The sequence below is a fragment of the Paenibacillus montaniterrae genome, from assembly GCF_018403185.1.
Classification (GTDB): Bacteria; Bacillota; Bacilli; order Paenibacillales; family Paenibacillaceae; genus Pristimantibacillus; species Pristimantibacillus montaniterrae.
The window spans coordinates 1-26444 of record NZ_BOSE01000013.1; the positions used below are offsets into that span (position 1 = coordinate 1).

Here is a 26444-nt window from a genome sequence, read left to right on the forward strand (position 1 = left end):
CAAGATGAGATTTCCCAACTAGTAAGACCCCTTGAAGACGACGAGGTTGATAGGCTGGGGGTGGAAGTGCAGCAATGCATGGAGCTGACCAGTACTAATCGGTCGAGGGCTTATCCTAAATGTACCCCACAAAGTGACGTCAAGTCTAGGAAGCATATTCCGAGTACTTTGCGGGGACCCCAGTAACCACTGGGTAAACAAACATCGATCGCACGATGAATCAAGCTTTCATATCCAGTTTTGAGGGTGCAAGCCTTCTAGTTTACCGTTGATCTGTGAATGAGATCAAGGATGTTGGTTGACGTTCCCTGATAGCTCAGTCGGTAGAGCACTCGACTGTTAATCGAGTTGTCACAGGTTCGAGTCCTGTTCGGGGAGCCATTGCTCTCATAGCTCAGTCGGTAGAGTGCATCCATGGTAAGGATGAGGTCACCGGTTCGATCCCGGTTGAGAGCTCCATTTACAACATGGTTGGACAAGCAAATTTGTATGTGGCCCGTTGGTCAAGGGGTTAAGACACCTCCCTTTCACGGAGGTAACAGGGGTTCGAATCCCCTACGGGTCACCAAAATCCTTTTAATGATTATTCCAAAACCTTTTCGGAGAAACTATCCCTTATGGAGGATTAGCTCAGCTGGGAGAGCATCTGCCTTACAAGCAGAGGGTCGGCGGTTCGATCCCGTCATCCTCCACCATGCAGACTAATGGGGATTAGCCAAGCGGTAAGGCAACGGACTTTGACTCCGTCATTCCAAGGTTCGAATCCTTGATCCCCAGCCATTTTTCTCTTATGAGAGCCATTAGCTCAGTTGGTAGAGCACCTGACTTTTAATCAGGGTGTCGAAGGTTCGAGTCCTTCATGGCTCACCAGTTTTTTATTAAGATGCGCGTGTGGCGGAATTGGCAGACGCACTAGACTTAGGATCTAGCGGGCGACCGTGGGGGTTCAAGTCCCTCCACGCGCACCAGTTTTATTTCAAGCAACGAAATGATACATATAACCTACAAGTCCTTAGCCTTCGATGGCTAAGGACTTTTTTTTATTTACTTTACTTATCGTTAAGATATTTGTTCATCATTCGTGTTGACATTTATAAATGCTGCTATATAATTTAACTATCCTTTTTTACAAATATGAGAAAAATTTTCATTACGTATATAAATATATTTATTTATGTAAACGTTTTCTGTTTATTTATTATTTATTCTTTTTTAATCCATGCCGAATACAAATTAAATGAAGAATAAAAATATGATGAGGGATAGCTATGCTCAAACTGATGATAGTTGACGATGAGTTGTTAATGCGTATCGGAATTCGCTCCATGATCAATTGGGAGTGTTATGGCTTTCAAATTGCATCAGAAGCAGCAAATGGGAAAGAGGCTCTTGAAGCGGCAATAAACGTTCAGCCGGATGTTATTATTACAGATATAAAAATGCCTGTAATGGATGGGTTGCAGCTTATCCGTGAAGCTTCAAATATATTACCGTCCTGCAAGTATGTAATCGTAAGCAATTTTGATGAATTTGGGTACGTAAAGGAAGCGTTGCGGCTCGGTGCAGTTGATTATTTAATTAAAAGCGAAATTACGCCTGACACACTCATTGAGCTGCTTACAACGATTCGTTCAAAAAGTGAAGAACAACATACAGCGCTCTATCCTCCAATGCTGCAAGCAGATTTATCGCAAAGTCTTTCGCATTTGAAGGAAAGCTTCTTTAAAGACTTAATAAGCGGTTTATTAGACGAGAAGGATGCGATTGCGAAAAGCAAGCAATTACAGATCGCTGTTCGTTCAGAACGGTTGGCGATTATTAAATTACGGATCGATCAGTTCATTGCTGTAAGAAAAAAATATGTGGAAAAGGATGAACGATTGCTGCGCTTTTCAGTAGTAAATATATTGGAAGAAATTATTCCACGAAAATGGAGTAAAGAGATCGTTGTCGAAAGCTCCTCAGAGTATTTATTAATCATGAATATCCCCACAGATAACAACGAAGCAACGGCTGCAGATATAAGCAAGCTATGCAGCAATATACAACGAACGATGAGAGACTTCATGAATATATCAATTTCAATTGGAATCAGCACCTTTGCAGATGGCTTTCGTGCTATAAGAAATGCATATCATGAAGCGGACAAGGCCATGCACCACAGCTTTTTTGCAGGCAGTGGACATATTTTGTTTTATCAGGACATTACAGAGAACAAGGCTAGTGAAGCTAATGCAGCTAACATCATGAATGAGATTCAGCTATCGTATGCATTCGACAGCAATAATAAAGAATTGCTAACGGCTTGCTTTGAAAGCTTTCGCTTGGAGCTGCAGCAGAGGCAGGCTAATGAAAGGATGATTCGTGAGGCTTACATTCGTCTTACTGAACATATCAGCACGCATTTGCCGGCAAGCTATCAGCAAAGCGCGGCTCTGCCCTATGAAGCGCTGTTTGCAGCAGAGACCTGGGATACTGTCCATCATATCGTGTTGGATTATGCCCAAAAGTGTCTGCTTGCGGAATACAAAACGTCGGAGCAGCGCAGCTATACGGAATTAGCCGTAGATATGATTAACCGTTATTATGCAGAAAGTATTTCACTTCAAAGTGTAGCCAATCAAATTAACGTAAACCCTTCTTATCTTAGCCGGCTCTTCAAGCAGGAAACAGGGGAGAATTTTGTATCGTATTTGACCAGGGTTCGAATAGAGCGCGCTAAATCATTTCTCGAGAACAGTCAGTATAAAATATATGAGGTTGCCGATAAAGTCGGATATCATAACTACACGTATTTCAGCAAAATTTTTAAGAAAGTAGTCGGAGTCAGTCCAGAAGAGTACAGAGGCTAGCGCTATTTACCATAACAATGGGAGAAATGTGGATGGAGAATATAGTGAAGCGCAAGCGGTTTTCTTTTATAAGCATTAAAACGAAAATTTTAATCATTTGTTTAATCGTTGTTATTTTGCCGATATTCGTCATGACAGTTAACTCCTATCTCTCTTCCCAGCGATTATTAGAGCAAAAATATACGGAGCTGCTCATGGACATTGCCAATCAAACGAATGTAAGGATTGATGAATATTTAAAGGAGATTGAAAAAATTTCGCTAGTAGCCAGCTTTGGAATGAATAGCGGCGTAAAGGTGGAGAAAGAGGACAATTACCCATTGCAAAACTATTTGCGCAATGACAATGAAGAAAATAAAAATGCAGCGTACGCGATGCTGATGAATTATATGATGATGAAGGATCGAGAGATTTCATTCTACGTCTACAATTTGAACGGCGGCAAGGATCTATTTGTCGGCTCTGATCTTCCTTATGATTATAGCTATAATGCCAAGGAGGAAGAGTGGTTTAAGTTTTTCCAGGTGTCCAACAGCAAAATGATGACATTGGATACGCATGTCGATCAGCAAACGATGAGCAAAAAGCTTGCCATTGCCCACGCCAGAAAAATATTGGATGTAGATAGCGGAACGGTGCTGGGGATTATGGTTGTCCGAATTGATCTAGGTGTAATTGATGTCGTAAACAGCAGACTTCAGCAGGCTTTGCGTTCCCGCTTTACGATTGTTGATGAAGTGGACAATATTATTTACAATTCCGATACTAGCTTGATTGGGCTAAAATTTTCATCGATTCGCCCTGATCATAACACGAATATTATTGTCGAAAGCTCGTTTGAGCGGCAGCGCTGGACCACATACCTTTATATGCCGATGAGCGAGCTGTCGGCGGAAGGCGATATTTTGCGCAATAATGTGTATGTATTGGCGCTTCTCATGCTGTTGTTTCTCGTTATTATTTCTGCGTTTTTATCCAATATGATGACAAGACCGATTAAAAAACTGATGAGTAATATCCTTCAAGTAGAAAAGGGGCAATTCGAACAAGTCGAGGATATCGCCTCGCGTGACGAAATCGGATTACTTTCCACACGCTTTAACCGAATGTCTCATGAATTGAAAAGATTGGTCACGCAAATTCAGCAGGAGGAAAAGGAAAAAGCGGCTGCGGAGATTCGAGCACTGCAATCTCAAATTAACCCCCATTTCCTTTATAATACATTAGGCTCTGTAAAATGGATTGCCTCGATGCAGCGCGCCGATGCTATTGTAGAAATTACAGAAGCATTAATCGCAATGCTGCGTTATGCAGCTCGTGCCGAGGGAGCGATGGTGTCTGTTAGAGAAGAGCTTGATAATTTGAAAAACTATATGACGATTCAGCAGGTCCGCTACTACAATCGGATTAGAATGGATGTAATGGCCGATGAAGAGCTGCTTGACCAGTCAATGCCCAAGCTGATTTTGCAGCCGCTTGTTGAAAATGCGATCTTTCATGGCCTTGCTGAAATCGAAGAGGATGGTGTCGTGACAATTCGTGTGGCATGGGAAGCGAATAAGAGTGATGGATTTGTTATAGAGGTGCATGACAACGGAGTTGGGATGGATGAAGAGACGTATTTGCTAATAGAGGAGCTAATTTCAGGTGAGTCCAATTCTGGCAGCAGCATAGGCTTGTATAATGTGAAACGAAGAATCGAACTGCATTATGGCAGCAGATACGGCGTTGAATTTGAAAGTATCGAGGGTAAGGGCACTGCATTTCGAATTCATTTGCCAAGTGGAGAAAGAAGTAAAGGTGAAATAGTTTGATGATTAGAAGAGAGTGCTATTACCTGCTATATAGATGAACAGGCATAGCCTCTTTTTTTATTGTACTTTTTTATCAGCGAAGGGCATTATTTTTACTTTCATTTGGCGGATTTATATACCGGGTGAACATTTATCAAAAAAGGACAATTAACTAGTCAATTGCGTTAATTTATTCAAGGAACAGTATTTCTTATAATGAAGTCGTGGCAAGCAAACCATTGATAAATAGGGGGATTGACATGAATAAAAAGGGTATCGCAGTTTTGGTGACATTGATGATGGTTTTGTTGACAGCATGCTCAGGCAACGCAACTGGAACAGAAAATAAAACAAATGCCAATGGAGACAAGCCAGCACAGGCCGTTAATGAGAATGGTGAAATTGACTATGCATTTGGAGCTTATGATGAAACGGTGACGATTCATACAGTTCGGGCGGAGTACTCCTCAGCACAGTTCCCGAGCGGCGACGACATGTCGAATAATGTGTGGACCCGAGCGTATAAAGAAAGATTAAATATTGAGGTTGTAACCGACTGGGTTACGGATGAATATGACACTAAGCTCAATCTGGCGATTTCGTCAAATGAGCTGCCTGATGTCTTTCATGTAAATGCAACCCAATTGCAGCAATTGATTGATGCGGATATGATTATGGATTTGACAGAAATTTTCGACACGTATGCTTCAGATCGAGTAAAGGGATATATGGAAGCAGATACGGCCAGCTATGAATCAGGCAAAAGAGATGGCAAGCTTTATGGCATTCCACAAATGCACTGGGGATTTATTGATCAGCCTGACTTTATCTGGATTCGCAACGATTGGAAGGAAGAGCTGGGGCTGGAAGACCCGAAAACGATGGATGATATTAAAAACATTGCGCTTAAGTTTAAAGAAGCATACGGCGGCTACGGCATTGCAGTTGATCAGACCTTGGACTATTTGAATTTGCTCGCTATTGGCTGGGGAGCGCACCCTGATGTGTGGCTGCCAGGCGAGGATGGCAAGCTGGTATACGGCTCTGTGCAGCCAGAAATGAAGGATGCTTTGGCGGCATGGGCAGAATGGTTCAAGCTGGGCATCATCGATCCGGAGTTCCCGATTAAAGATTTCAGTGCGATGAATGCCGGTATCGTATCCGGCAAGGCAGGCGTGCAGCCTTACTATCAATGGTGGGGCTACAATCCTGGCGTAGACACGGTAACGAATCAAGGCACAGATGCAGTATTCTATCCATATTTAATTCCGACAGTAGATGGCGACATCGCTACCCAATCAGTCTTTTTTGCCAACGGAGCCTATACGGTCGTAAACAAAAAAGCTAAACATCCGGAGGCCGCAATTAAGCTGCTCAACTTCTATGCTTATATTTTGGATGAAGGTGCTGAAAATGAATCCGCCGAAACATTATCGGCAATGCTCGATAAAGATATCGCCCATGTAACAGGTGCTTTCAAAATTATTAATCCAATGACGGATTATGAGCAATTTGAACGAGTGAGCGAAGCGCTGCAGACCAATGACACGAGCAAATTTACAACGAGCGGCATGTGGCAGAAATATAATAACAGCGTTGAATTTATGAAAAATGGCACTCCTGCTGCAGTCGGTGATTATTTGCAGCAAGGATCGCCAAAGCCGGCATACGGGCAGGCAAAAACGATTCTCGACAACGAGCAATATATTAAAACGGCAATGTGGGGCGCGCCGCCTAAGGAGCTTGTTAAGTACGGCTCTACACTGGATGATATTTTAACGGAAGGATTTACGAAAATAATTATGGGCGCAGAGGACATTGATTATTTCGACGAGCTGGTGCAGAACTGGCATTTGGCTGGCGGAGAAGAAGCAACGGCAGCGGTTAATGCGATGTACGGTCAACAATAAGCCCAACGAGCAGGAAGCGGGTTGTCGCTCGCTTCCTTTGCTTTAATTTACAAACGGAAAAACGGAGGAACAGAGCATGTTAAAAAAACTGAAGCAACAAAAGGCGTTTCATTTGATGCTCATTCCAAGTATCGTTCTAGTGTTTATTTATAGTTATTTGCCGCTATACGGAATGATAATTGCATTTCAAGATTACAATCCTGGACTTGGCTTCAGCTCGCCGTGGGTTGGCATGGAAAACTTTGAGCATGTATTTAGACAGCCCAACTTTATCCGAACCATATGGAACACTCTATATATGTCCTTCTTCAAATTAATTGGCGGTGTCGTTGTGCCTGTTATTTTCGCGCTGCTGCTCAATGAAGTAGGCAGAACGCTTATGAAGCGAACGTTTCAAACGCTCGTATATATCCCGAACTTTCTTTCGTGGGTCATTATGGCCGGAATAATGGTAGATATTCTGAGCGCGGAAGGGATCGTCAATTCATTTTTAGGGCTGCTTGGCATGGAGCCGATTTCGTTTTTAGGTAATCCATCACTATTTCCGTGGACAATGATTATAAGCGATATTTGGAAGGGCTTCGGTTTTGGAACGGTTGTATATTTGGCAGCGCTGACAAGTATTGATCCCGGATTATATGAGGCCGCCTTAATTGATGGTGCGAAGCGCTGGAAGCAGACGATTTATATTACACTGCCGCTGCTTGCGCCAACGATCATTTTAATGACGGTTTTGGCGTTGGGCAATATTTTGAATGCCGGCTTTGATCAAATTTACAATTTGTACTCACCGGTTGTATACGAGACAGGAGATATTATCGATACGTATGTGTACCGGCTAGGAATTCAACAAGCACAATATTCTGTAGGGGCAGCCGTTGGATTTTTCAAATCAATCGTATCCTGCATACTTGTCATTTTGTCTTATGTGCTTGCTTATCGTGTCGCTGGCTATCGTATCTTTTAAGGAGGATTGCTATGATCCAAGACAAAAGCTTAGGGAGAAAGCTATTTAACATTCTCAATTTCTTAATATTATTGCTTACATCGCTGTTATGTGTGCTGCCGTTCGTTAATTTGCTGGCTGTCTCCTTTAGCAGCAGCGCGGCAGTATCAGCGGGGGAGGTTGCATTTTTCCCAGTAGGCTTTAATACGAAGGCTTACGAATTTGCCCTGGAAGGCGGAGAGTTTTTTCGTTCCATGTGGATCTCGGTACAGCGTGTTATACTCGGCACACTGGTGAATTTGGTTCTAATCGTGCTTACCGCATATCCGTTGTCCAAAACAAAAGATAAGGTGATGGGACGCGGCATCTATATGAGTTTCTTCGTGTTTACGATGCTATTTAACGGCGGTTTAATTCCAACCTACTTAATTGTCGTAAAGACTGGGCTAATCGACTCTATCTGGTCGTTAATTTTACCAGGAGCTCTGCCCGTATTCAGCATGATTATTTTAATGAACTTTTTGCGCGGCTTGCCTGAAGAGATTGAAGAGTCTGCCACGATTGATGGTGCCGGACCGATGCAAATTTTGCTGCGGATTATTTTGCCGCTATTAAAGCCGGCACTCGCTACAGTTGGTTTGTTCAGCATCGTAGGTCATTGGAATTCATGGTTTGACGGTATTATTTATATGAATGATACAGCGAATTATCCTTTGCAAAGCTACCTTCAGACGCTGTTGCTAAGCTTTGAGCAAATTATGCAACGGGCAAGCAATGACTATAATCAATTGCTGGCAATGATGAATGTGCGAACCGGCCGAGCTGCTCAAATGTTTTTAGGAGCAATTCCGATTTTGCTTATCTATCCGTTCTTGCAAAAATATTTTACAACAGGGCTTGTACTCGGAAGTGTCAAGGGCTAGGGAAGCGGGATAGTCCAGCAAGCACTGAAGCATTGCAGGAAGGCGAATATTAGGAGAAGCAACAGGGAAGGAGCAAAGCATTCCGAAAAACGCAAGTTGAGGAGAGCTTTGCTCCAAGCGCTGCAGAAGAATAGGCTCAGATTTGATTTAATAATAGGCTTGACTTTTTAAAATGCATCATGTATTCTATAAAGGTACTCAATTTTTTGGCGTGCGCGTGTGGCGGAATTGGCAGACGCACTAGACTTAGGATCTAGCGGGCGACCGTGGGGGTTCAAGTCCCTCCACGCGCACCAGTTATAAATTTGAGGACAAGCTAATCATGATTTGCAATGTGCGCGTGTGGCGGAATTGGCAGACGCACTAGACTTAGGATCTAGCGGGCGACCGTGGGGGTTCAAGTCCCTCCACGCGCACCAGTTACAAATTTGAGAACAGCTTAATCATGATTGCAATATGCGCGTGTGGCGGAATTGGCAGACGCACTAGACTTAGGATCTAGCGGGCGACCGTGGGGGTTCAAGTCCCTCCACGCGCACCAGTTACATAAATTCAAGTCATCAGTCGAACTGGTGGCTTTTTTTGCTATAGGGCGTAATGTTCAGTTATAATAGTGGTGATGAACATCATATAGTAAGGGAGAGAAAACGGATGTATGACGTTGCAGTAATCGGAGCAGGACCAGCAGGAGCAAGTGCTGCACTTTTTACGGCTAAGGCAGGTAAAAAGACGATTGTCATTGATAGCGACAAAGGAATGACGAAGCGCGCATGGTTTGAAAATCTCTATGGTGTGATGGAAGTATCTGGCCCTGAGCTTGTGGAGACAGGCATTAAGCAATTTCAGAAGTTTGGAGCAGAGTATAAAACGGATACGGTGAGCGATATCGAGTCCGTTGATGGCGGCTTGCAGCTAGCAACAGAAGCAGGAGAAAGCATTGTTGCCAAGCATGTTATTATTGCTTCAGGCATTCATGTTGACTTGGCCGAGAAGCTTGGCATTCCGACGAAGCCAGGCACAGAGCCGCGCATCAAGACCGTGCTTGATGTAGATGCGCAAGGGAAAACGAATATTCCAGGAGTGTGGGCCGCAGGAACCTGCACAGGCGTGAGCGTGCATGCGATCATTACAGCAGGTGACGGAGCTAAAGTTGCGATCAATGTCATTAGTGAGCTTAATGGCGAGCGCTATGTGGATCATGATATTCTAAAATAAAAAAGAAAATAAAGGAATTAAAAAAATATTTAAAAACCACTTGCATTTTGTTTTTAATAGTGTTATATTATTACTTGTCGCCGCGACAAATTGTGTCGCAGGACTGATGTAATTAAGTTTGCGGAAGTGGCTCAGCGGTAGAGCATCGCCTTGCCAAGGCGAGGGTCGCGGGTTCGATTCCCGTCTTCCGCTCCATTATTTGCGGCCTTAGCTCAGCTGGATAGAGCGTTTGACTACGAATCAAAAGGTCAGGAGTTCGAATCTCTTAGGCCGCGCCACTTAATTACTGCTATAACGGGATGTAGCTCAGCTTGGTAGAGCACCTGGTTTGGGACCAGGGGGTCGCATGTTCAAATCGTGTCATCCCGACCATTTTATATGCGGGCGTAGTTCAATGGTAGAACTTTAGCCTTCCAAGCTAATAGCGTGGGTTCGATTCCCATCGCCCGCTCCATAATGAATTGACGGACTTCGGCAGATCGAAGTCTTTTTTTGTATTTTCTGCACAAATGGGGCAAGCAAGAATTTGCACTTTCCTGCGCTGCCAATTTTTAGAGCGATATGCAGGGTGGCTTATATTTATACCTCTCCCATTTTCACTCTTTGACGCATCGTTTTTCCTTATTCGTTCAACAGCATGCAGCCGTCGCGCGATGAAATTGTTCAAATGAATTTACAGTATTCGTTGCATATAGATGGCGTGAATCCATACAACAGCTAAGCTTGTTATGTGCGAATACTAACAATATTGCCGATTGGCGAAGGGTTAGTTGTGAATTGAACACAATTCAATATGAATGTAATTATTTGTACTTATTTACATATCAGAAAGTTTCCTTTTTAAGCGTTTTCGATCTAAAAATGATGTAAATATCAGCGAAATTTTAGATTAATTATGTTTATAAGGCTTCTATGATGTTGCATTTTGTTGTATAATGGGTGAAGTGATTTTATGCGAATAACTGAGAGTAATCTTGCGAATATGATTTATAGCTTCTATTATTAAGCATGGTTTGTGAGTTTGCTGTACAGATCTGTAGGAGGAAGGGTATGTCGGATCAAACTGTAACATCAACAGCGACAAATCGGACGAATTCTAATAATTTACTTAGACGAGATGTCCGTTACCTGGGCAATATACTCGGAGAAGTGCTTGTACATCAAGGTGGTCGCGAGCTATTAGAGCTTGTAGAGCAAATTAGAGAGCAAAGCAAAGCGCTTCGTGCCCAATTTGACCCTGAATTGTTTGCCGAGCTTAAAGCTACGATTTCATCGCTAAGCTCAGAGCAGCGTCATCAGGTCATTCGTGCGTTCGCCATTTATTTTCAATTGGTTAACATTGCTGAGCAAAATCATCGGATTAGAAGAAAGCGTGACTACGAGTTTCTTGCTGGTGAAGAAGTGCAAAATGGCTCAATTGAAAGTGCGATCAAAGTTCTAAAGGATCATAATATCGCACAAGAGGACATTGAAGAGATGCTAGCGGGCATTTCCCTCGAATTGGTTATGACTGCACATCCAACAGAGGCAACTCGTCGTGCTGTTCTGGACATCCACAAGCGCATTGCTGAAGATGTCATGGAGCTGGACAATCCAACGTTGACCTATCGTGAACGTGAAAAGCTGAAAGAAAAGCTGATGAACGAGGTCCTTATTTTATGGCAGACAGATGAGCTGCGTGATCGTAAGCCGACTGTTATTGACGAGGTCAAGAACGGGCTGTTCTACTTCGATGAAACGTTGTTTGACGCGCTGCCAAATGTGTATGAGGAGCTTGAAAGATGCTTGACTAAATATTATCCGGACAAAAAGTGGCATGTGCCTAGCTACCTGCGCTTTGGCTCCTGGATTGGCGGCGACCGTGATGGCAATCCATCTGTAACCTCTGATGTAACGTGGCAGGCACTTACGCTGCACCGTCAGTTGGTCGTTCGCAAATACAAAGAGCAGCTTCGCGAAATGATGAAGATGCTAAGCTTCAGCACTAACCTTGTAACTGTTACGGATGAGCTGCTTGCTTCGATTGAGCAAGACCGTAAAACCGTCCAAATAAAAAATGCAGAGCGTTGGAGAAATTCAACTGAGCCTTATCGCATCAAGCTTGGGTATATGCTTGCAAAGCTTGCTAATACGCTTGAGACGAACGTTGCTTCAGAGCAAGTCGGCTATAACAGCCCGGCAGAGCTGATGGAGGATTTGCGTATTATTGACCGCAGCTTGCGCAGCCACTTTGCAGATTACTATGCCGATACGTACTTGGCTAAGCTTATGCGTCAGGTTGAGCTGTTTGGCTTCCATCTAATGACACTCGATATTCGTCAGCACAGCCAAGAGCATGAGAATACGATGACTGAGGTGCTTCATAAGCTGGGCATCGTTGACAATTACGGCGCATTGTCTGAAGAGGAAAAGATTCCAGTGCTAGTGAAGCTGCTGGAGGATCAGCGTCCGCTTACTTCCCATCATATTGAATATTCAGATTCAACTCGTGAATGTCTGAATGTTTATGAGGTTGTAGCGAAGGCGCAAAAAGAGTTCGGCGTTAACTGTATTTCAAGCTACTTAATTAGTATGACTGAAGCTGCCAGCGATATGCTTGAGGTTATGGTGTTTGCCAAGGAAGTCGGCCTTCTGCGTATTGACGAAAACGGCGAAGTCATCTGTACGATTCAAGCAGTTCCGCTGTTTGAAACAATTGACGACTTGCACGCTGCACCAGATATTATGAGACAGCTGTTCGCGATTCCGGTGTACCGCAAGGCAGTTGCTGCACGCGGCAATATGCATGAAATTATGCTTGGCTACTCAGACAGCAATAAGGATGGCGGCGCTGTTACTGCTAACTGGGAGCTGCGAATTGCGCTTAACAGCATTACAGAGGCAGGCAAAGAGCATAACGTTAAGCTTAAGTTCTTCCATGGCCGCGGAGGCTCGCTAGGTCGCGGAGGCATGCCGCTTAACCGCAGCATTCTTGCGCAGCCGCCTCATACGGTTGGTGCAGGCATTAAAATTACCGAGCAGGGCGAGGTGCTTTCCTCACGCTATTCGCTAGAAGGCATCGCGTATCGCTCGCTTGAGCAAGCGACCTGGGCGCTTATTACTTCGGCTCGTCTTGCCAGATATCCTGAGCAAGCACCGCAAGTGGAAAAGGAATGGGAAGACATTGCTTCGGCGATTTCAGAGGCGGCGCAGAAAAAGTATCAGGATCTTATTTTCCGTGATCCAGACTTCTTGACCTTCTTTAAGGAATCAACGCCGCTGAATGAGGTAGGCGAGCTAAATATCGGCTCACGCCCGTCCAAGCGCAAAAACAGTGATCGCTTTGAGGACTTGCGTGCGATCCCATGGGTGTTCTCATGGACACAAAGCCGCTACTTGCTGCCAGCATGGTATGCAGCGGGTACAGCAATTCAGCAGTATGTTGGCGACGATCAGCAAAAGCTGGCAACGCTGCAAACGATGTATGAGAAGTTCCCGTTCTTCCGCAGTCTAATCGATAATTTGCAAATGGCGCTGGCTAAGGCAGATATGAAGATTGCTTCGCAATATGCATCGATGATTAAGGATGATACCATTCGGGAGCGCATCTTCTCGCAGGTTGAAGCAGAATACAAGCTGACTTCTGAGCTTATTCTTAAAATAACGAATCAAAATGAAATTTTGGATAATGTGCCAGTTATTCAAGAATCGATTCGTTTGCGCAACCCTTACGTTGATCCACTAAGCTACTTGCAGGTGCAATTGCTGCAGGAGCTGCGTTCGATTCGTGAGGAAGGCGGCGATGATCAAGTGCTGCTGCGTGAAGTATTGCTTACGATTAACGGAATTGCAGCAGGACTTCGCAATACAGGCTAATAATCTGACATATAAAAAGCCTGCTCTGTTGGGGTGAATCCCTCCAGAGCAGGCATTTTTTGTTATTACTAATCGCATACACTTTACTGGTTTGACTGTCCGAGCAGCAATTCAGTCGCTTGATCCAGCAGCCAGTCCAGCGTCAGCGGATCATTTTGCGCCCAGCGCTGATCGACTACATAGGCATGGCCGTTTTGAAAGGCGGGCAAAGATGTCCAGATCGAGCTGTTCAGCAACTCCTGTCTGTCCGCAGTTTGTGCTTCATCATTAGACAAGTCAACAAAAAACACTCTGTCTCCAGCATAGTCCGGCAGCACCTCTAATGAGATCTCCTTCCATAGCTCGGATTCATTGCCTGCGAACAGCTCTGTGACCGATTGCGGCTGCTTGAGACCTAATGCATCGTATAATGTAGGTCCAAGCCGTGAATAGCCGTAAACGTACAGCTTTTGATTGCTGTGCAGGATGAAGGCCGATGCGGTTTCACCTTCTTTTAATTCGTCCTGCAGCAGGCTGCGTTTTTCTGCCGCCCTTGCTTCATAATGAGCAATCCATTGCTCTGCTTTATCCTCTACGTTCAAGAGCTGGCCGATTTTTAACAGCCGCTGGAACGGCTCCTCCCCATAGTCAAGCACTACGGTTGTAGTGATTTTCTCCAGCTTGGCAACCGCTTCTTCATCTAAAAAGTTTGGTATAATAATAAGATCAGGAGAGAGTGCCAGTATCGCCTCCATATTGACACCGACACCATCACCGCCAATTTCTGCAATGGAAGCGAGCTGCTGTTCGCTGAGCGATATTTTAGCGTTAATATGATTGGTGCCGATCAAATTTCCTTCCAATGCTGTCACTTCAGAAGCGAAATAATGGGCAACGACTCGTTCAGGCCGCGCGGGCAGCTCGACGGTTCGTCCGTAGGCATCGGTAAAGCTTCTAGTGCCTTGAGCTTCGTTCTCTGTCTGCTGCTCGACTTGCCCTTGTTCTTGGTGATTGCTTGCAGGCGTAGGGGACGCAGTGGTTTGATTGCTTTGATTACCACATGCCGAAGCAGCTAGCATGATGAATATGATGCATAATAACGAAGCAATTTTTGCAGGCTTCATGTAAAGACCTCCTAATTGAGAAAGATTATTATTTGCAATCACATTTTAGCATCGGCTCAACACTCCGTCCATGGAGGTTTTTAGAGCGGACTTGGATTAATTTTGTATCGTAGAAAGGGGCTTTTGTCATTTGCCGCGCCGTTTTCAATATATGAGCGTTCCAGAAACGCCTGTAATGGCCTTAACGGCCTTAATCAGCTTACCGTTGCCTAGCAGCTATATGCCTCTCAATTTAAAAGAGCTGCTTGACGCAAGCCTGATGCCAGCTAATTCATCCGAAGAAGAGCTGTATGTATGCTATGCTCTGGCGGGCGATGAAGGAGTATTGCTTCCAACAGAAAAGAACCGACGGCATGAGCAGGGCTACTGCATGATCGTTCCTTCCCGCACACCGCTCTTCTACCTCGGTGGAGAAAATACACTGACTTGTCTCTTGTTTAAAAATTGGAATCGAGCAGCTAGACCGCCGCATGATTTCTACAATGCATCCTTATCGCTTAGACAAGATGTTTTGAAGCATATTGACCATATTGCAAGCTTAATCAACCGCAGCAATTCGTTCCACGCTGCCGAAGCGCAGCAGCTATTCCAACAGCTGTATTGGCAGGTGGTGCAGGGGAGCGAGTTGCAGGATGAGGGGCGTAATGAGCTACATGAGGCAGTCGAGGCAGCAATCGTTTATATGAGTCGAAATTATCATCAAGCGATATCGTTCTCTGCGCTGGCGAAGCAGCTTGGCTTGCCGCACTGGAAGTTCGGTGCAGAATTTAAAAAGCTTACGGGCAAAACGCCGATTGATTATTTGACAGCTCTGCGCATTCAGCTATCCAAGCAGCAGCTGCAGTCCGCTTTAGCTATTCGGGAGGTTGCCCAGCAGGCCGGCTTCCGTGACGAGTTTTACTTTAGTCGCAGGTTCAGACAAGCAACTGGACACTCACCCACTGAGTATCGTGCCTCGCCCGCAGATCCGCCTCGAATCGTCTGTTTGCAATATGCTGCGGAGCTGATTACGCTTGGTGTGCGTCCAGTAGCGACGAACTTGCATATGCTTGACGTGCTTGACGAGGATGATCAAGACGTTGTGAGGATTGATTATTCTGCAACAAGCGAGCAGATTATGCAGCTGGCTCCGACTTTAATCATTTATCCAAGCTATATGCCGCTTGTCCGACTTGGCCATTTGCTGCATGCGGCTCCATGCTTAACGATTGACTGGGAGGATGATATGTATACACGCTTGCGCAAGCTTGGGGCAGTGCTGGGCCGGGCCAAGGAGGGCGAGGCATGGATACAGTCCTATGAGCATTTGGCACAGAGCTGGAGGCATCGCTTGCGCGAGCAAATTGGCGATGGCGAGACCGCAGCTGCATTTATCGTACATAGCGGTCAGCTATACGTATATACCGATCACCATGCAGGGCATGTGCTCTATTACAGCTTGGGCTTTAAGCAGCCAGCTGCCCTGAAGGACCTGCTGAGGCAGACTACAGGAGTAAAATGGATTGCGATCCAGCCTAAGCAGATCGGGCAATTTGCCGGGGACCGAATCTTTATCGTCCAGCCGTCCGATCCGCAAGACGTGCAGCAGACAGAGCGACTGATGCAAAGCAGTTACTGGCGCGAGCTTGAGGCGGTCAAGCAGGGAAGGGCATATATCGTCGCGGAATCTCTTATGCATTACACTCCGATTATAGTGGAAAAGCTGCTGGGCGAGATCGGTCAAAGGCTGCTGTCACAGCAATGAGAAGGGCTTCATCGTATTCGTTGATGAGCTTTCTCTAATAGAGATAAGTTTTATGTAGCTTTATAACTGCCTTAAGATTGCTTTAAGGTGCGACCTTCATGATAAGAGTATCAAGTTGCTCAGTTAACGTTAAAGAGCAGCAACGAATGAAGGGAGCAGATTATGATGAGTAACTATACTGAAATGAATAATAATATGATGCCACAGCAACCGGAAGGCGAGGAGAAGTTCGAAGCTTATTACCGCGAGCTTGAAAAGCTGCCTCCGCTTAAAGAGAAAAAGAAAAGATCCTTTATGCCATTTATGTCGGCTTTTCTCGCAGGCGCGATCGTAATCGGCGGCCTAAGCTTCGCGGCAGATCGCTTGAATCTGTTTACAGGAGGGGGAACGAGCCAGATTGGCAGCAATAGCTCTGGCAGCAGCTACGTCGGGGCAGGCTTAACTACTGTATCTCAATCGACAGCAGCGCTTTCTCCCTCCGATGTCTACACATCCGCCTCGCCTGCTGTCGTAAAAATCGAGAATTATACGGAGCCGCAAATGTCTAGTATGTTTGACGATCCTGGCATGTGGCAATTTTTCGGAATGAGTCCGCAAGCGGGAGGCGGCCAAGGAAGGGGCGGACAATATTATGAGCAAGGCAATGGCTACGGAGATGGAGGAGTAGACAGCGGATCTGAGGCGGACCAGTCACAAAGCGATGATGCAAATCTGCAGCTTAGCGGAACAGGTACGGGCTTTATTATCGACAAGTCAGGCTACATCGTTACCAATGAGCATGTAGTCTCAGGCGCGAAAAAAATTAAAGTATCTGTGGAAGGCCTGGATGAGCCGCTTACGGCAACCGTGGTCAGCAGCAGTGCTGAGCTTGATATTGCGCTGTTGAAGGTTGAGGTTCCATCTGGTGCCGAGCTGACAGCCTTGTCATTCGCCGACTCTGATCAGCTTGTGATCGGCGACTGGGTGATGGCCATCGGCAATCCGTACGGCTACGACTATACGCTAACGCTTGGCGTCGTTAGCGCCAAGGAGCGTCCGATTACGATTCAAAATGAGAGTGGTCAAGAACAGGTCTATGAGCATATGCTGCAAACCGACGCCTCGATTAATCCGGGCAATTCCGGCGGTCCTTTGCTGAATGAAGCGGGACAAGTGATCGGTATGAATACAGCAGTCAGCGCCGAGGCGCAGGGTATCGGCTTTGCGATTCCTTCTAATATTATAGTGCAATATCTTAACAGTGTTACTTCTGCACTGGGTAGCATTAGCAATACATGAAATTTTCTATAAATTTTTCTTCAGATTCGAGTCTCCAAGACTCGAATCTTTTTGAATTTTAGGATAATATATAATAATGATGATCAGACGTACCCAAGAGACGTTTGGAGGAATTGTGGAGTGAATTTATTGGAGAGTCAGCTCGTTAAGCTGGCATTAAAGGGCGATCAAGCGGCATTTGCCGAGCTTGTTGAGCTATATCAGGAAAAGCTGTACCATATGGCCTACCGCATGCTGAACAATCGGCAGGAGGCGGAGGATGTGGTGCAGGAAACATTTTTGCGCGTTTTCAACAATTTGGAGCGCTACAATGATTCGATGAAATTTTCTACCTGGATTTATCGTATTGCGACCAACCTGTGCATTGATCGACTTCGCAAGCGTAAGCCTATCTATTCATTGGATGCCGAATCGACAGAATATGAGGGCCTTGACGGCTACTCCATGATTCCGAGCGACGATCGTACGCCAGAGTCAGAGCTGCTGTTGTCGGAAACTCAGCGCATTATTCATCAGGCAATTGATACATTGCCGCCCAAATATAAAACGGTTATGATTTTACGTTATATTCATGAGCTTTCGCTGCAAGAAGTAGGAGATATATTGGATATGCCCGTGACGACGATCAAGACAAGGGTGCACCGCGGACGCGAATTTCTGAGGAAAAAGCTGGAGCATCGCCTGTAGGTTGCAGGTTCCAATAATTAGGTAATATTCTTTTGAAACATATTTAAGAATATTACGTATCTCTATTGTATGGCTAAAAAGCATGACCATAAGACGGAAAGAGGGCTGGCTGCTATGAATTGTAAGGTTGCGATTGAATTTATTCATCAATACCTAGACGGTGAGCTAGATAGTAAACAATTTGAACAGCTTCAAACGCATTTGCAGCAGTGCGAAGGCTGTATGAAAACATATGAGCAATTAGAACGTACGGACGCATTGTCCCGCTTTGCCTTGCAATCCTCAATCGTAAATACCGGGCGCAGCGAGGCTGATGTCAACCAGTTGAAGCATTCCATTATGGCAAATTTGCCAAAGCATAGGCATGCGCCCTCCAAGGCGAGATTTGTGCGCTGGTTGTACCGTTACCCAGGCTTAACGGCTGCGGCTGTATTTCTTGTTGTAATGGTATTCAGCTTCTTTGCTTCATGGGATCATGATGCCAAGCTGATTATATCGGGATCGCAGGATGATTTGCAGCATATTGTCATTAACGGAAATACTGTAATTGTGCCAGAAGGCGTCGAGCTGACTGGCGATTTGGTTGTAGAAAATGGTATAGTTGAGGTGAAGGGTGCTGTTAGCGGAAATGTTACCGTAATTGATGGTCAGATGGTACTAGCCTCGACTGGACATATCGCTGGTCAAAGCAAGGTCATCGATCAAGCCTTGGACTGGTTCTGGTACAAGGTAACCTCATCATTTTCCGAAGTGATTCCACAGTAATCGACAAAGCTCCCCTTTATTGACAGGGGAGTTTTTATTTTGCTGACGGTAAAGGAGATCGCTCCGGCTACAGCGAAAGCTTACATAGGCTTTTTGTTCTTCAGCTTGAGTCTTATAGGCAGTTGGGGGTTGAATAATGAATTATTTCACAGATTCCACATGGCAGGACTGGATTAAAGATATAATTGATGTAGGGATCGTAGCCTTCATTATATATAAAATGATGGAGCTTGTTCGCGGCACACGTGCTGTCCAGCTGTTGAAGGGAATATTGGTGCTCGTTGCTACATGGGCAATCAGCACATGGTTTGACTTGTATACCTTAAAATGGCTAATGAATCAAATGTTTACTTTTGGTATAGTAACCGTATTGATTATATTTCAGCCAGAGCTTCGGCGCGTCCTGGAGCAGCTGGGACGAGGCAAGCTGTTTTCGCGAAGCTCATCATTTGAAGGAACTGGACTAAGCGAGCAAATCGATGAAATTATTCGCGCAGTACGCTTCATGTCCAAACGCAAGGTTGGTGCGCTAATTGTATTTGAGCGTAAAACAGGCGTGACGGAAATGATTGAGTCGGGGATCGCCCTGGAATCAAAAATTTCCTCCGAACTGCTCATTAATATTTTTACGCCAAATTCGCCGCTGCATGATGGAGCGGTTATTATTCGCGGCAATCAACTTATGGCGGCAGGCTGTTATTTGCCGCTCTCGGAAAATCCATTTATTAGTAAAGAGCTTGGCACGCGGCATCGTGCGGCGATCGGCGTGAGCGAGGTGAGTGATGCAATTTCGCTCATTGTGTCCGAGGAGACGGGGCAAATTTCACTGTCGATGAACGGCCTCATTGTGCGTGATATTAATGAAGAGTCGTTAATTTCCAAGCTGCATGAGGAGCTATCGCCTGATAAGGAGTCCAACAAAAAAGAATTTAACTGGTTTAAACGCAAAAAGGAGGAAAAGCATGGATAAGCTATTGAATCATCCTACCTCCTTGAAAATTTTAGCTGTTTTAATCGCGGTATTAATTTGGGCTGTTGTACATATCGATCCTGAAACCTCACCGCAGTCGGCAACGTCTAATACAGATACAAAGGTAATCGAGGCCGCCGCTATTGTTCCGGAAGGACTGGATACGGACAAATATGTACTAACAGCAATGGAGCCTACAGTAGCAAGGCTAGTCGTTGAAGGCAGAATATCCAGCTTGTATAAGGCGACCAATGATGATTACATTGTGAAGCTTGATCTGAAAAATGTTGAGCCGGGCATTCAGGAGCTGCCACTAACCGTAGAGCTTCCTTCAGGCATTAAAGAGGTGGAGCTATCGCCGCGCAAAGTAACAGTTCAAATTGAGGAGCTGGAAACACAGACACGCGAGGTACAGGTCATCACGGAAGGACAGCCTGCAGAGGGCTATCTGATTGGCGAGTCGTCCATTGTTGGCGATACCGGCAATGTGGTTGAGGTTACGATGCCTAAGGATGACTATGCAAGATTAGACAAGCTTGCCGTAACCGTTGACGTTACAGGAGCGGATTCCACGGTGACGAATAAGAAGGCGAAGGTTATTGCCTACGATACGCAAGGCAATCCGATGGAGAACGTCACGATTGTGCCGGATACGCTAACTGCCGAGACTCAAATTACATTGCCGTCCAAAGAGGTGCCGATTCAGCTCAGGTACACTGGAACATTGCCGGACGGATTCAGCCTGGTGTCAATTGGCACTGACGTTGAAAAGGTGAGCGTTAACGCGCGCAGCGAGCAGCTAGAGCAAATCGCCATATTTGACGGCTTTATCCTCGATTTGTCCAAGGTAAAGGCGTCTGGCGAGGTTATGGTGAAGGCGGAGCTGTCCGACGGCATAGCGGCCGTTACGCCTGCGGAAATACCAGTCGACGTTGTGATAGAGGCTACGGAGAGGCGAACGATGAGTAACGTTCCTGTCACGATAACAGGACTTGCTGACAACATGAAGGTCAACATCAATGATTCCAGCAATGGTCGAATCGACGTGATCGTCAAGGGAGCGTCCAGCCTGTTGCAAAAGCTGAAGCTGTCGGATGTTAAGCTGTCCCTCGATGTAACAGGTTTGCAGGAAGGGACGCATGAGCTTACGCTTGATGCAGAGCTTCCTGCCTACTTGCAGGTTGAAGAGAGTGAGGGCTATTCACTCACGGTTAATGTAAAGCTGAGTCGGGCCGAGCAGGACGTTGATACGATAACCCCTCCAGATGATGGAGGTACGGACGGCTCGGGCAACGGCGGCAATCAGCCCTCCGGCAATGGGAGCGGCGGAACGAATAGCTCATCTGGTGGAGGAGGCGATTCCTCGTCAGGGAATGGCAATTCCGGTTCAAGCGATAATGGCTCTAACAATTCATCGCAAGAGGATCCGGATTCCTCTCCATCAGACAATGACGCTGGCAACAGCGAAGAAGATACAGGTGGCGAAGAAGGCCAGAATAGTTCCGCAGCTTAAAAATAGTTATTGCTTGCTAGCAATTAGCAACGAAAAGCAAGGATTTGAATACGTTATTATTAAAACTATAGCAAATATCGTTATGAAAAAGGGAGATCAGCAATGGGGAAATACTTCGGAACAGATGGTGTACGCGGCGTAGCTAATACAGAGCTTACACCGGAATTAGCATATAAAATCGGGCGTTGTGGAGGCTATGTGCTGACGCGCACTGCAGCCAAGCCTAAAGTGGTTATTGGCCGTGACACGCGCATTTCAGGTCAAATGCTGGAAGCGGCTTTAACGTCAGGCTTGCTGTCTATTGGAGCAGATGTTATTCGTGTTGGCGTCGTATCGACACCGGCAGTAGCCTATCTAACGAAGGAATTGAAGGCGGATGCAGGCGTTATGATTTCGGCGTCCCATAATCCGGTACAGGATAATGGCATCAAGTTTTTTGCAGGCGACGGCTTCAAGCTGTCCGATGAAACAGAGCTTGAAATTGAAGCGCTAATTGATGCTGAGGTTGACGAGCTGCCTCGCCCAATTGGCGGCGATGTTGGCTCGCGCGTAGACGGTCGCGAGCTGGCACAAAAATATGTGGAGTACTTAAAAACAACGGTGAAGAGCGAATTTAGCGGCTTGAAAATCGTGCTTGATTGCGCGCACGGCTCGGCCTATGAGCTGGCTCCGCAAATTTTCAGAGAGCTTGGCGCCGAAATTATTACAGTTGGCGCAGAGCCAGATGGCAAAAACATTAACGATGGCGTAGGCTCAACTCATCCGCAATATTTGCGCGAGCAGGTGCTGGCGCATGGTGCGGATCTGGGCTTGTCCTTTGACGGTGATGCTGACCGCTTGATTGCGATTGACGAGCTCGGCGAAGAGGTCGATGGCGACTTTATCCTGTGCATTATTGGCGACCGTTTGAAGCGGGAAGGCAAGCTGAAGCATGACACAGTGGTCACAACGGTTATGGCTAATATTGGCTTTTTTAAAGGTGCGGAGCAGCTTGGTCTGAAAACCGCTCAAACCGCTGTTGGCGACCGTTATGTGATGGAGGAAATGCGCCGTGGCGGCTATAATTTGGGCGGTGAGCAGTCCGGGCATGTTATTTTCCTCGATTATATTACGACCGGCGACGGTATATTAACAGCGTTGCAGCTTGTTGATACGGTGAAGCAAGCAGGCAAAAATCTGTCTGAGTTGAAAACGATTATGCGCAAATTCCCGCAAAAGCTGGTTAATGTGCGCGTAGCAGACAAGAGTCTGTATCAAGGCAATCAAGCGATCCAGCAGGCAGTGGCTGAGGTGGAAGCTGAGCTTGGCGACAACGGTCGCGTGCTAGTCCGCCCGTCTGGTACTGAATCCTTAATTCGCGTTATGGCGGAAGGACCTGAGAAGGAGCTTGTTGAAGCATACGTCGATCGTATTGCTGCTGTCGTTAAGCAGCAGTTAGGCTAAGGCATGTCTTGATTTTGCAACAGGGCAGCCTGAAGCTGATCGGGACGGGCTGCTCTGTTGCTTTCCAGACATTTTCATTAAAATTTTCATATTTAAGTTGCGTTCAGACCTGAAAATGAATATGATTAGTATTATGATTCAAGAAGGAAAGCGAGGATAGAGGTTGTAAAGCAATATAAGCGCCAGAGCTTAACGAGCGGAGAACGGGCAAGCATCGCTTGCAGCGTTAATGTTAAGCTGACGAGGTAAAGGTGTTCGAATTATTCGGCGGGGACCTTTCGGTAATCCAGACAACCGTAAGCTAGACTGCAAACCAATTGGGCGACTGATTGAACAAACAGCTAGCTGTCTGCTAATGAATGTTAATTTTAACTAAAAATAGAATGTGGTCGTTCAAATCTAGCTGCTGCTTACTAGGGAGAGTAGGTGGTTGCTGGATGGGGGCTGGTTTCAACACGCCCATTTCACGAACAATCACCTACATGATCTCTGTATGAAGCGAGTCCAGGCTTGAAAAGCTTATTGGCTGAGACATGCTGCTCATAAGCTGGATGAGAGCGGGGCACAATACGGAGGATAATATTATGTGTGGTATTGTAGGATATATTGGTAACGGAAATACGCAAGAAATTTTATTGTCAGGCTTGAAGAAGCTGGAGTATCGCGGATACGATTCAGCGGGCATTGCTGTTTTTACCCAGCAAGGACTGGAAGTGAAAAAAGCAAAGGGTCGGATTGCCAATCTTGAGGAAAGACTAGATGGAGCGCCTTTGCAGGGCAATGCTGGAATCGGGCATACACGCTGGGCGACACATGGCAAGCCGTCTGATGTCAATTCGCACCCGCATACAGACAATTCGCATCAATTTTCGGTCGTTCATAACGGTATTATCGAAAATTATTTGGATCTTAAAGAAGAGTTGATCGCGAAGGGTCATGTATTCGTATCGGAGACAGATACAGAAGTTGTTTCTCATTTGATCGCGGATGAATATAAAGGCGATATTGTTGAAGCAGTACAGCGTGCAACCAAGCGCATGAGAGGCGCTTATGCATTAGGCGTACTAACTTCACATGAACCGAATAAGCTGGTAGCTGTACGCTATGCGAGTCCGCTTATTATCGGTGTTGGTGAAGGCGAAAACTTTATCGGCTCTGACATTCCTGCGATTTTGGAATATACACGCAATGTTTACATTTTGGATGACGGCGATATGGCTGTATTGACAACTGATGGCGTGGAGCTGTTTAACTTGAGCGGCGAAAGCATCTCCAAAAATATGGTGCATATCGATTGGGATTTGGTAACAGCAGAGAAAGCCGGCTTTGACCACTTCATGCTGAAGGAAATTTACGAGCAGCCGAAGGCATATCGCGAAACGATGCTTGGCCGTATTGCTGAGGATGGCCAATCGGTTAATTTGAGCAAAGAAATTGAAATGAGCGACGACTATGTAAAGTCGATCTCCAAAATTCATATCGTAGCATGCGGAACAGCATACCATGCTGGACTTGTCGGCAAAACAGTAATCGAATCATTGGCGCGCATTCCAGTTGAAACGGATGTAGCATCTGAATATCGCTACCGCTCTCCGATCATTACGCCAGATACGCTGGTGATCGTGGTGAGCCAATCCGGCGAAACAGCTGACACATTGGCGGCAATGCGCGAGGCACAGCGCAACGGCGCTCGCGTACTCGCTGTAACAAACGTTGTCGGCAGCTCAGTAGCTCGCGAAGCGAATGATGTACTTGTTACCTGGGCAGGACCTGAAATTGCCGTTGCTTCAACGAAAGCTTACTCTTCACAGCTTATTGCATTCTACTTGCTAGGTCTTCACCTTGCACGTGTACGCGGTACACAAACGACAGAGCAAATGACTGAAATCATTCATGCTCTAACTGCTCTCCCAGAGCAAGTTGAATCGATTCTGGAGCAAGCTGCAGTATTGAAGCAAGTAGCAGAATCAATGTCCCATCACCAAAGCTTGTTCTTCATCGGACGCGGAGTGGACTACGCAGTTGCACAAGAGGGTTCCTTGAAGTTGAAGGAAATCTCCTACATTCACTCTGAAGCCTATGCAGCAGGTGAGTTGAAGCATGGAACATTGGCGCTGATTGAAGACGGCATTCCGGTTATTGCGCTAATTTCTCAAGAGGATCTGTATGAGAAAACGCTAAGCAATATTAAAGAAGTGAAAGCACGCGGCGCTCATGTGCTAGCTGTAACGAACCAAGGCTTTGAGGCCGAGGTAGCTAAATCAGTCGATGAAGTGTTCTCGATCCCGAAAACATTGCCAGTGCTAACACCAGCTCTGTCGGTTGTGCCACTGCAATTGATCAGCTACTACGCATCGCTTGCGCTAGGCCACGACGTGGATAAACCGCGCAACCTTGCGAAAAGTGTTACGGTTGAATAACATCATGATTCCATTCGGGGCTGCCTTCGGGCAGCCCTGTTTATTTTGGATGAGAGGTGAAGGCAAAATGACAACTCATATGCTTTACATACGAAACAATCATTGTTAAATGCTTTTTTCAATCAGATGTTCTGACCACCCGAGACCTCGATTCTCTGCGCATTAACCCAGCGATTGTCGGGTCCAAGCAGGTTGGCGACTGCAGGACCAATGTCCTCGGGTACGCCGACTCGACCAAGGGCAGTCATTGAGGCAAATGTGTCATTGTAAGCAGGTACGTCGCGCACAGAACCTCCTAGAAAATCAGTTTCGATTGCTCCAGGTGCAATGGTATTAGCGGTAATACCTCGGTGACCAAGTTCTTTGGCCATATAGATGGTTAAAATCTCGACCGCGCCCTTTGCTGCAGAATAGGCGGAGAATCCCGGAAAAGAGACGCGAGTGAGTCCCGATGAGAAGTTCACAATACGACCACCATCAGCAAGAAGCGGCAGAAGGGCTTGAGTCAAGAAAAATACGCCTTTGACATGCACATTAAACAGGCTGTCGAACTGCGCTTCTGTAGTTTCGGTAAAGTTTATCATTTCTCCGTGGCCGGCATTATTCACCAAATGATTAAAGGTGGCACTATCCCAAGTAGAGCGCAGTGTCGAACGAACTGTCTCAACAAAAGCCGCAAAGCTGGCAATATTTCCAACATCAAGTTGTAATGCCACTGCTTTACGACCCAGAGATTCGATCTCAGCAACAACAGACTTTGCTTCTTTTGCTTGGCTGCGATAGGTCAAGATGACATCACCGCCATGCCGCGCAATACTGATGGCAGTATTGCGACCAAGTCCACGGCTACCACCAGTGACGATTGAAATACTCTTCATTGTAAATTCATCCTTCCAGAGCTCATTTTTAATTACATTGTTATCATAGATTATAAAGTTCACTTTAAGTCAACAGTTTTTTTGTTGAAATTAAAGAGTATAATGAAACAGTGGAATATTTGAATTCATCCTAGTTTTCTATGCTTTCT

General features: G+C 45.8%; 17 protein-coding genes, 14 tRNA genes and 1 rRNA gene. 30 read left to right on the forward strand and 2 right to left on the reverse strand.

Annotated features, from left to right (window positions below; genetic code table 11):
• The 22 genes from KJS52_RS23850 to ppc form a co-directional block, all read left to right on the forward strand.
• A 23S ribosomal RNA gene (locus KJS52_RS23850) occupies positions 1-118 on the forward strand; the annotation flags it as partial.
• 187 nt (positions 119-305) lie between these two features.
• Positions 306-381, forward strand: a tRNA-Asn gene (locus KJS52_RS23855).
• 2 nt (positions 382-383) lie between these two features.
• Positions 384-459 (forward strand) — tRNA-Thr (locus KJS52_RS23860).
• 34 nt (positions 460-493) lie between these two features.
• Positions 494-568 (forward strand) — tRNA-Glu (locus KJS52_RS23865).
• A 51-nt stretch (positions 569-619) separates the two neighbouring features.
• Positions 620-695 (forward strand) — tRNA-Val (locus KJS52_RS23870).
• Between the two features lie 10 nt (positions 696-705).
• A tRNA-Gln gene (locus KJS52_RS23875) sits at positions 706-780 on the forward strand.
• Between the two features lie 14 nt (positions 781-794).
• Positions 795-870: transfer RNA gene (locus KJS52_RS23880), tRNA-Lys, on the forward strand.
• 15 nt (positions 871-885) lie between these two features.
• A tRNA-Leu gene (locus tag KJS52_RS23885) sits at positions 886-968 on the forward strand.
• Positions 969-1268: 300 nt separating this feature from the next.
• Complete coding sequence (locus KJS52_RS23890) at positions 1269-2852, forward strand: helix-turn-helix domain-containing protein (protein ID WP_213519816.1); 1584 nt, start codon at positions 1269-1271, stop codon at positions 2850-2852.
• 32 nt (positions 2853-2884) lie between these two features.
• On the forward strand, positions 2885-4666 hold the full coding sequence (locus KJS52_RS23895) for a cache domain-containing sensor histidine kinase (protein ID WP_213519817.1): 1782 nt from the start codon (positions 2885-2887) through the stop codon (positions 4664-4666).
• Between the two features lie 239 nt (positions 4667-4905).
• A complete protein-coding gene (locus KJS52_RS23900; protein WP_213519818.1) occupies positions 4906-6555 on the forward strand; it encodes an extracellular solute-binding protein in 1650 nt (549 codons plus the stop codon).
• Between the two features lie 76 nt (positions 6556-6631).
• A complete protein-coding gene (locus KJS52_RS23905) occupies positions 6632-7522 on the forward strand; it encodes an ABC transporter permease (protein ID WP_213519819.1) in 891 nt (296 codons plus the stop codon).
• A gap of 11 nt (positions 7523-7533) precedes the next feature.
• Positions 7534-8424, forward strand: a complete 891-nt coding sequence (locus tag KJS52_RS23910; protein WP_213519820.1) for a carbohydrate ABC transporter permease — start codon at positions 7534-7536, stop codon at positions 8422-8424.
• Between the two features lie 213 nt (positions 8425-8637).
• Positions 8638-8720: transfer RNA gene (locus KJS52_RS23915), tRNA-Leu, on the forward strand.
• A 40-nt stretch (positions 8721-8760) separates the two neighbouring features.
• Positions 8761-8843 (forward strand) — tRNA-Leu (locus KJS52_RS23920).
• Positions 8844-8882: 39 nt separating this feature from the next.
• A tRNA-Leu gene (locus KJS52_RS23925) sits at positions 8883-8965 on the forward strand.
• Positions 8966-9075: 110 nt separating this feature from the next.
• On the forward strand, positions 9076-9639 hold the full coding sequence (locus KJS52_RS23930) for an FAD-dependent oxidoreductase (protein ID WP_213519821.1): 564 nt from the start codon (positions 9076-9078) through the stop codon (positions 9637-9639).
• A 120-nt stretch (positions 9640-9759) separates the two neighbouring features.
• Positions 9760-9834: transfer RNA gene (locus tag KJS52_RS23935), tRNA-Gly, on the forward strand.
• Positions 9835-9840: 6 nt separating this feature from the next.
• Positions 9841-9917: transfer RNA gene (locus KJS52_RS23940), tRNA-Arg, on the forward strand.
• A 17-nt stretch (positions 9918-9934) separates the two neighbouring features.
• Positions 9935-10011 (forward strand) — tRNA-Pro (locus KJS52_RS23945).
• 8 nt (positions 10012-10019) lie between these two features.
• A tRNA-Gly gene (locus KJS52_RS23950) sits at positions 10020-10093 on the forward strand.
• Positions 10094-10689: 596 nt separating this feature from the next.
• Positions 10690-13494 carry a phosphoenolpyruvate carboxylase gene (ppc, locus tag KJS52_RS23955; RefSeq protein ID WP_213519822.1) on the forward strand — a complete coding sequence of 935 codons (2805 nt, stop codon included), beginning with the start codon at positions 10690-10692 and terminating at the stop codon, positions 13492-13494.
• Between the two features lie 83 nt (positions 13495-13577).
• On the opposite strand, the gene KJS52_RS23960 is transcribed toward ppc, so the two are convergent.
• Positions 13578-14597 carry an ABC transporter substrate-binding protein gene (locus KJS52_RS23960; protein WP_213519823.1) on the reverse strand — a complete coding sequence of 340 codons (1020 nt, stop codon included), beginning with the start codon at positions 14595-14597 and terminating at the stop codon, positions 13578-13580.
• 151 nt (positions 14598-14748) lie between these two features.
• Here KJS52_RS23960 and KJS52_RS23965 point away from each other — a divergent pair, with 151 nt between their 5' ends.
• From KJS52_RS23965 to glmS, 8 genes are all read left to right on the forward strand, one after another.
• Entirely contained in the window at positions 14749-16341 is a 1593-nt protein-coding gene (locus KJS52_RS23965) for an AraC family transcriptional regulator (RefSeq protein WP_213519824.1), read from the forward strand.
• A gap of 165 nt (positions 16342-16506) precedes the next feature.
• Positions 16507-17619: a S1C family serine protease gene (locus tag KJS52_RS23970; protein ID WP_246563904.1), complete on the forward strand. Its 1113-nt coding sequence runs from the start codon at positions 16507-16509 to the stop codon at positions 17617-17619.
• A gap of 120 nt (positions 17620-17739) precedes the next feature.
• Positions 17740-18306: an RNA polymerase sigma factor SigW gene (gene sigW / locus KJS52_RS23975; protein WP_213519826.1), complete on the forward strand. Its 567-nt coding sequence runs from the start codon at positions 17740-17742 to the stop codon at positions 18304-18306.
• Between the two features lie 69 nt (positions 18307-18375).
• Positions 18376-19071, forward strand: a complete 696-nt coding sequence (locus KJS52_RS23980) for a zf-HC2 domain-containing protein (protein WP_246563905.1) — start codon at positions 18376-18378, stop codon at positions 19069-19071.
• Positions 19072-19207: 136 nt separating this feature from the next.
• Positions 19208-20041: a diadenylate cyclase CdaA gene (gene cdaA, locus KJS52_RS23985; RefSeq protein WP_213519827.1), complete on the forward strand. Its 834-nt coding sequence runs from the start codon at positions 19208-19210 to the stop codon at positions 20039-20041.
• Positions 20034-21554 (forward strand): CdaR family protein, encoded by a 1521-nt coding sequence (locus KJS52_RS23990; RefSeq protein ID WP_213519828.1) that lies wholly within the window; start codon positions 20034-20036, stop codon positions 21552-21554. The genes cdaA and KJS52_RS23990 overlap by 8 nt, the downstream gene beginning before the upstream one ends.
• Positions 21555-21656: 102 nt before the next feature.
• Positions 21657-22997 carry a phosphoglucosamine mutase gene (gene glmM, locus KJS52_RS23995; protein ID WP_213519829.1) on the forward strand — a complete coding sequence of 447 codons (1341 nt, stop codon included), beginning with the start codon at positions 21657-21659 and terminating at the stop codon, positions 22995-22997.
• Positions 22998-23581: 584 nt separating this feature from the next.
• Positions 23582-25417, forward strand: a complete 1836-nt coding sequence (gene glmS / locus KJS52_RS24000; RefSeq protein WP_213519938.1) for a glutamine--fructose-6-phosphate transaminase (isomerizing) — start codon at positions 23582-23584, stop codon at positions 25415-25417.
• Between the two features lie 122 nt (positions 25418-25539).
• On the opposite strand, the gene KJS52_RS24005 is transcribed toward glmS, so the two are convergent.
• A complete protein-coding gene (locus KJS52_RS24005; RefSeq protein WP_213519830.1) occupies positions 25540-26295 on the reverse strand; it encodes an SDR family NAD(P)-dependent oxidoreductase in 756 nt (251 codons plus the stop codon).
• Between the last annotated feature and the right edge of the window lie 149 nt (positions 26296-26444).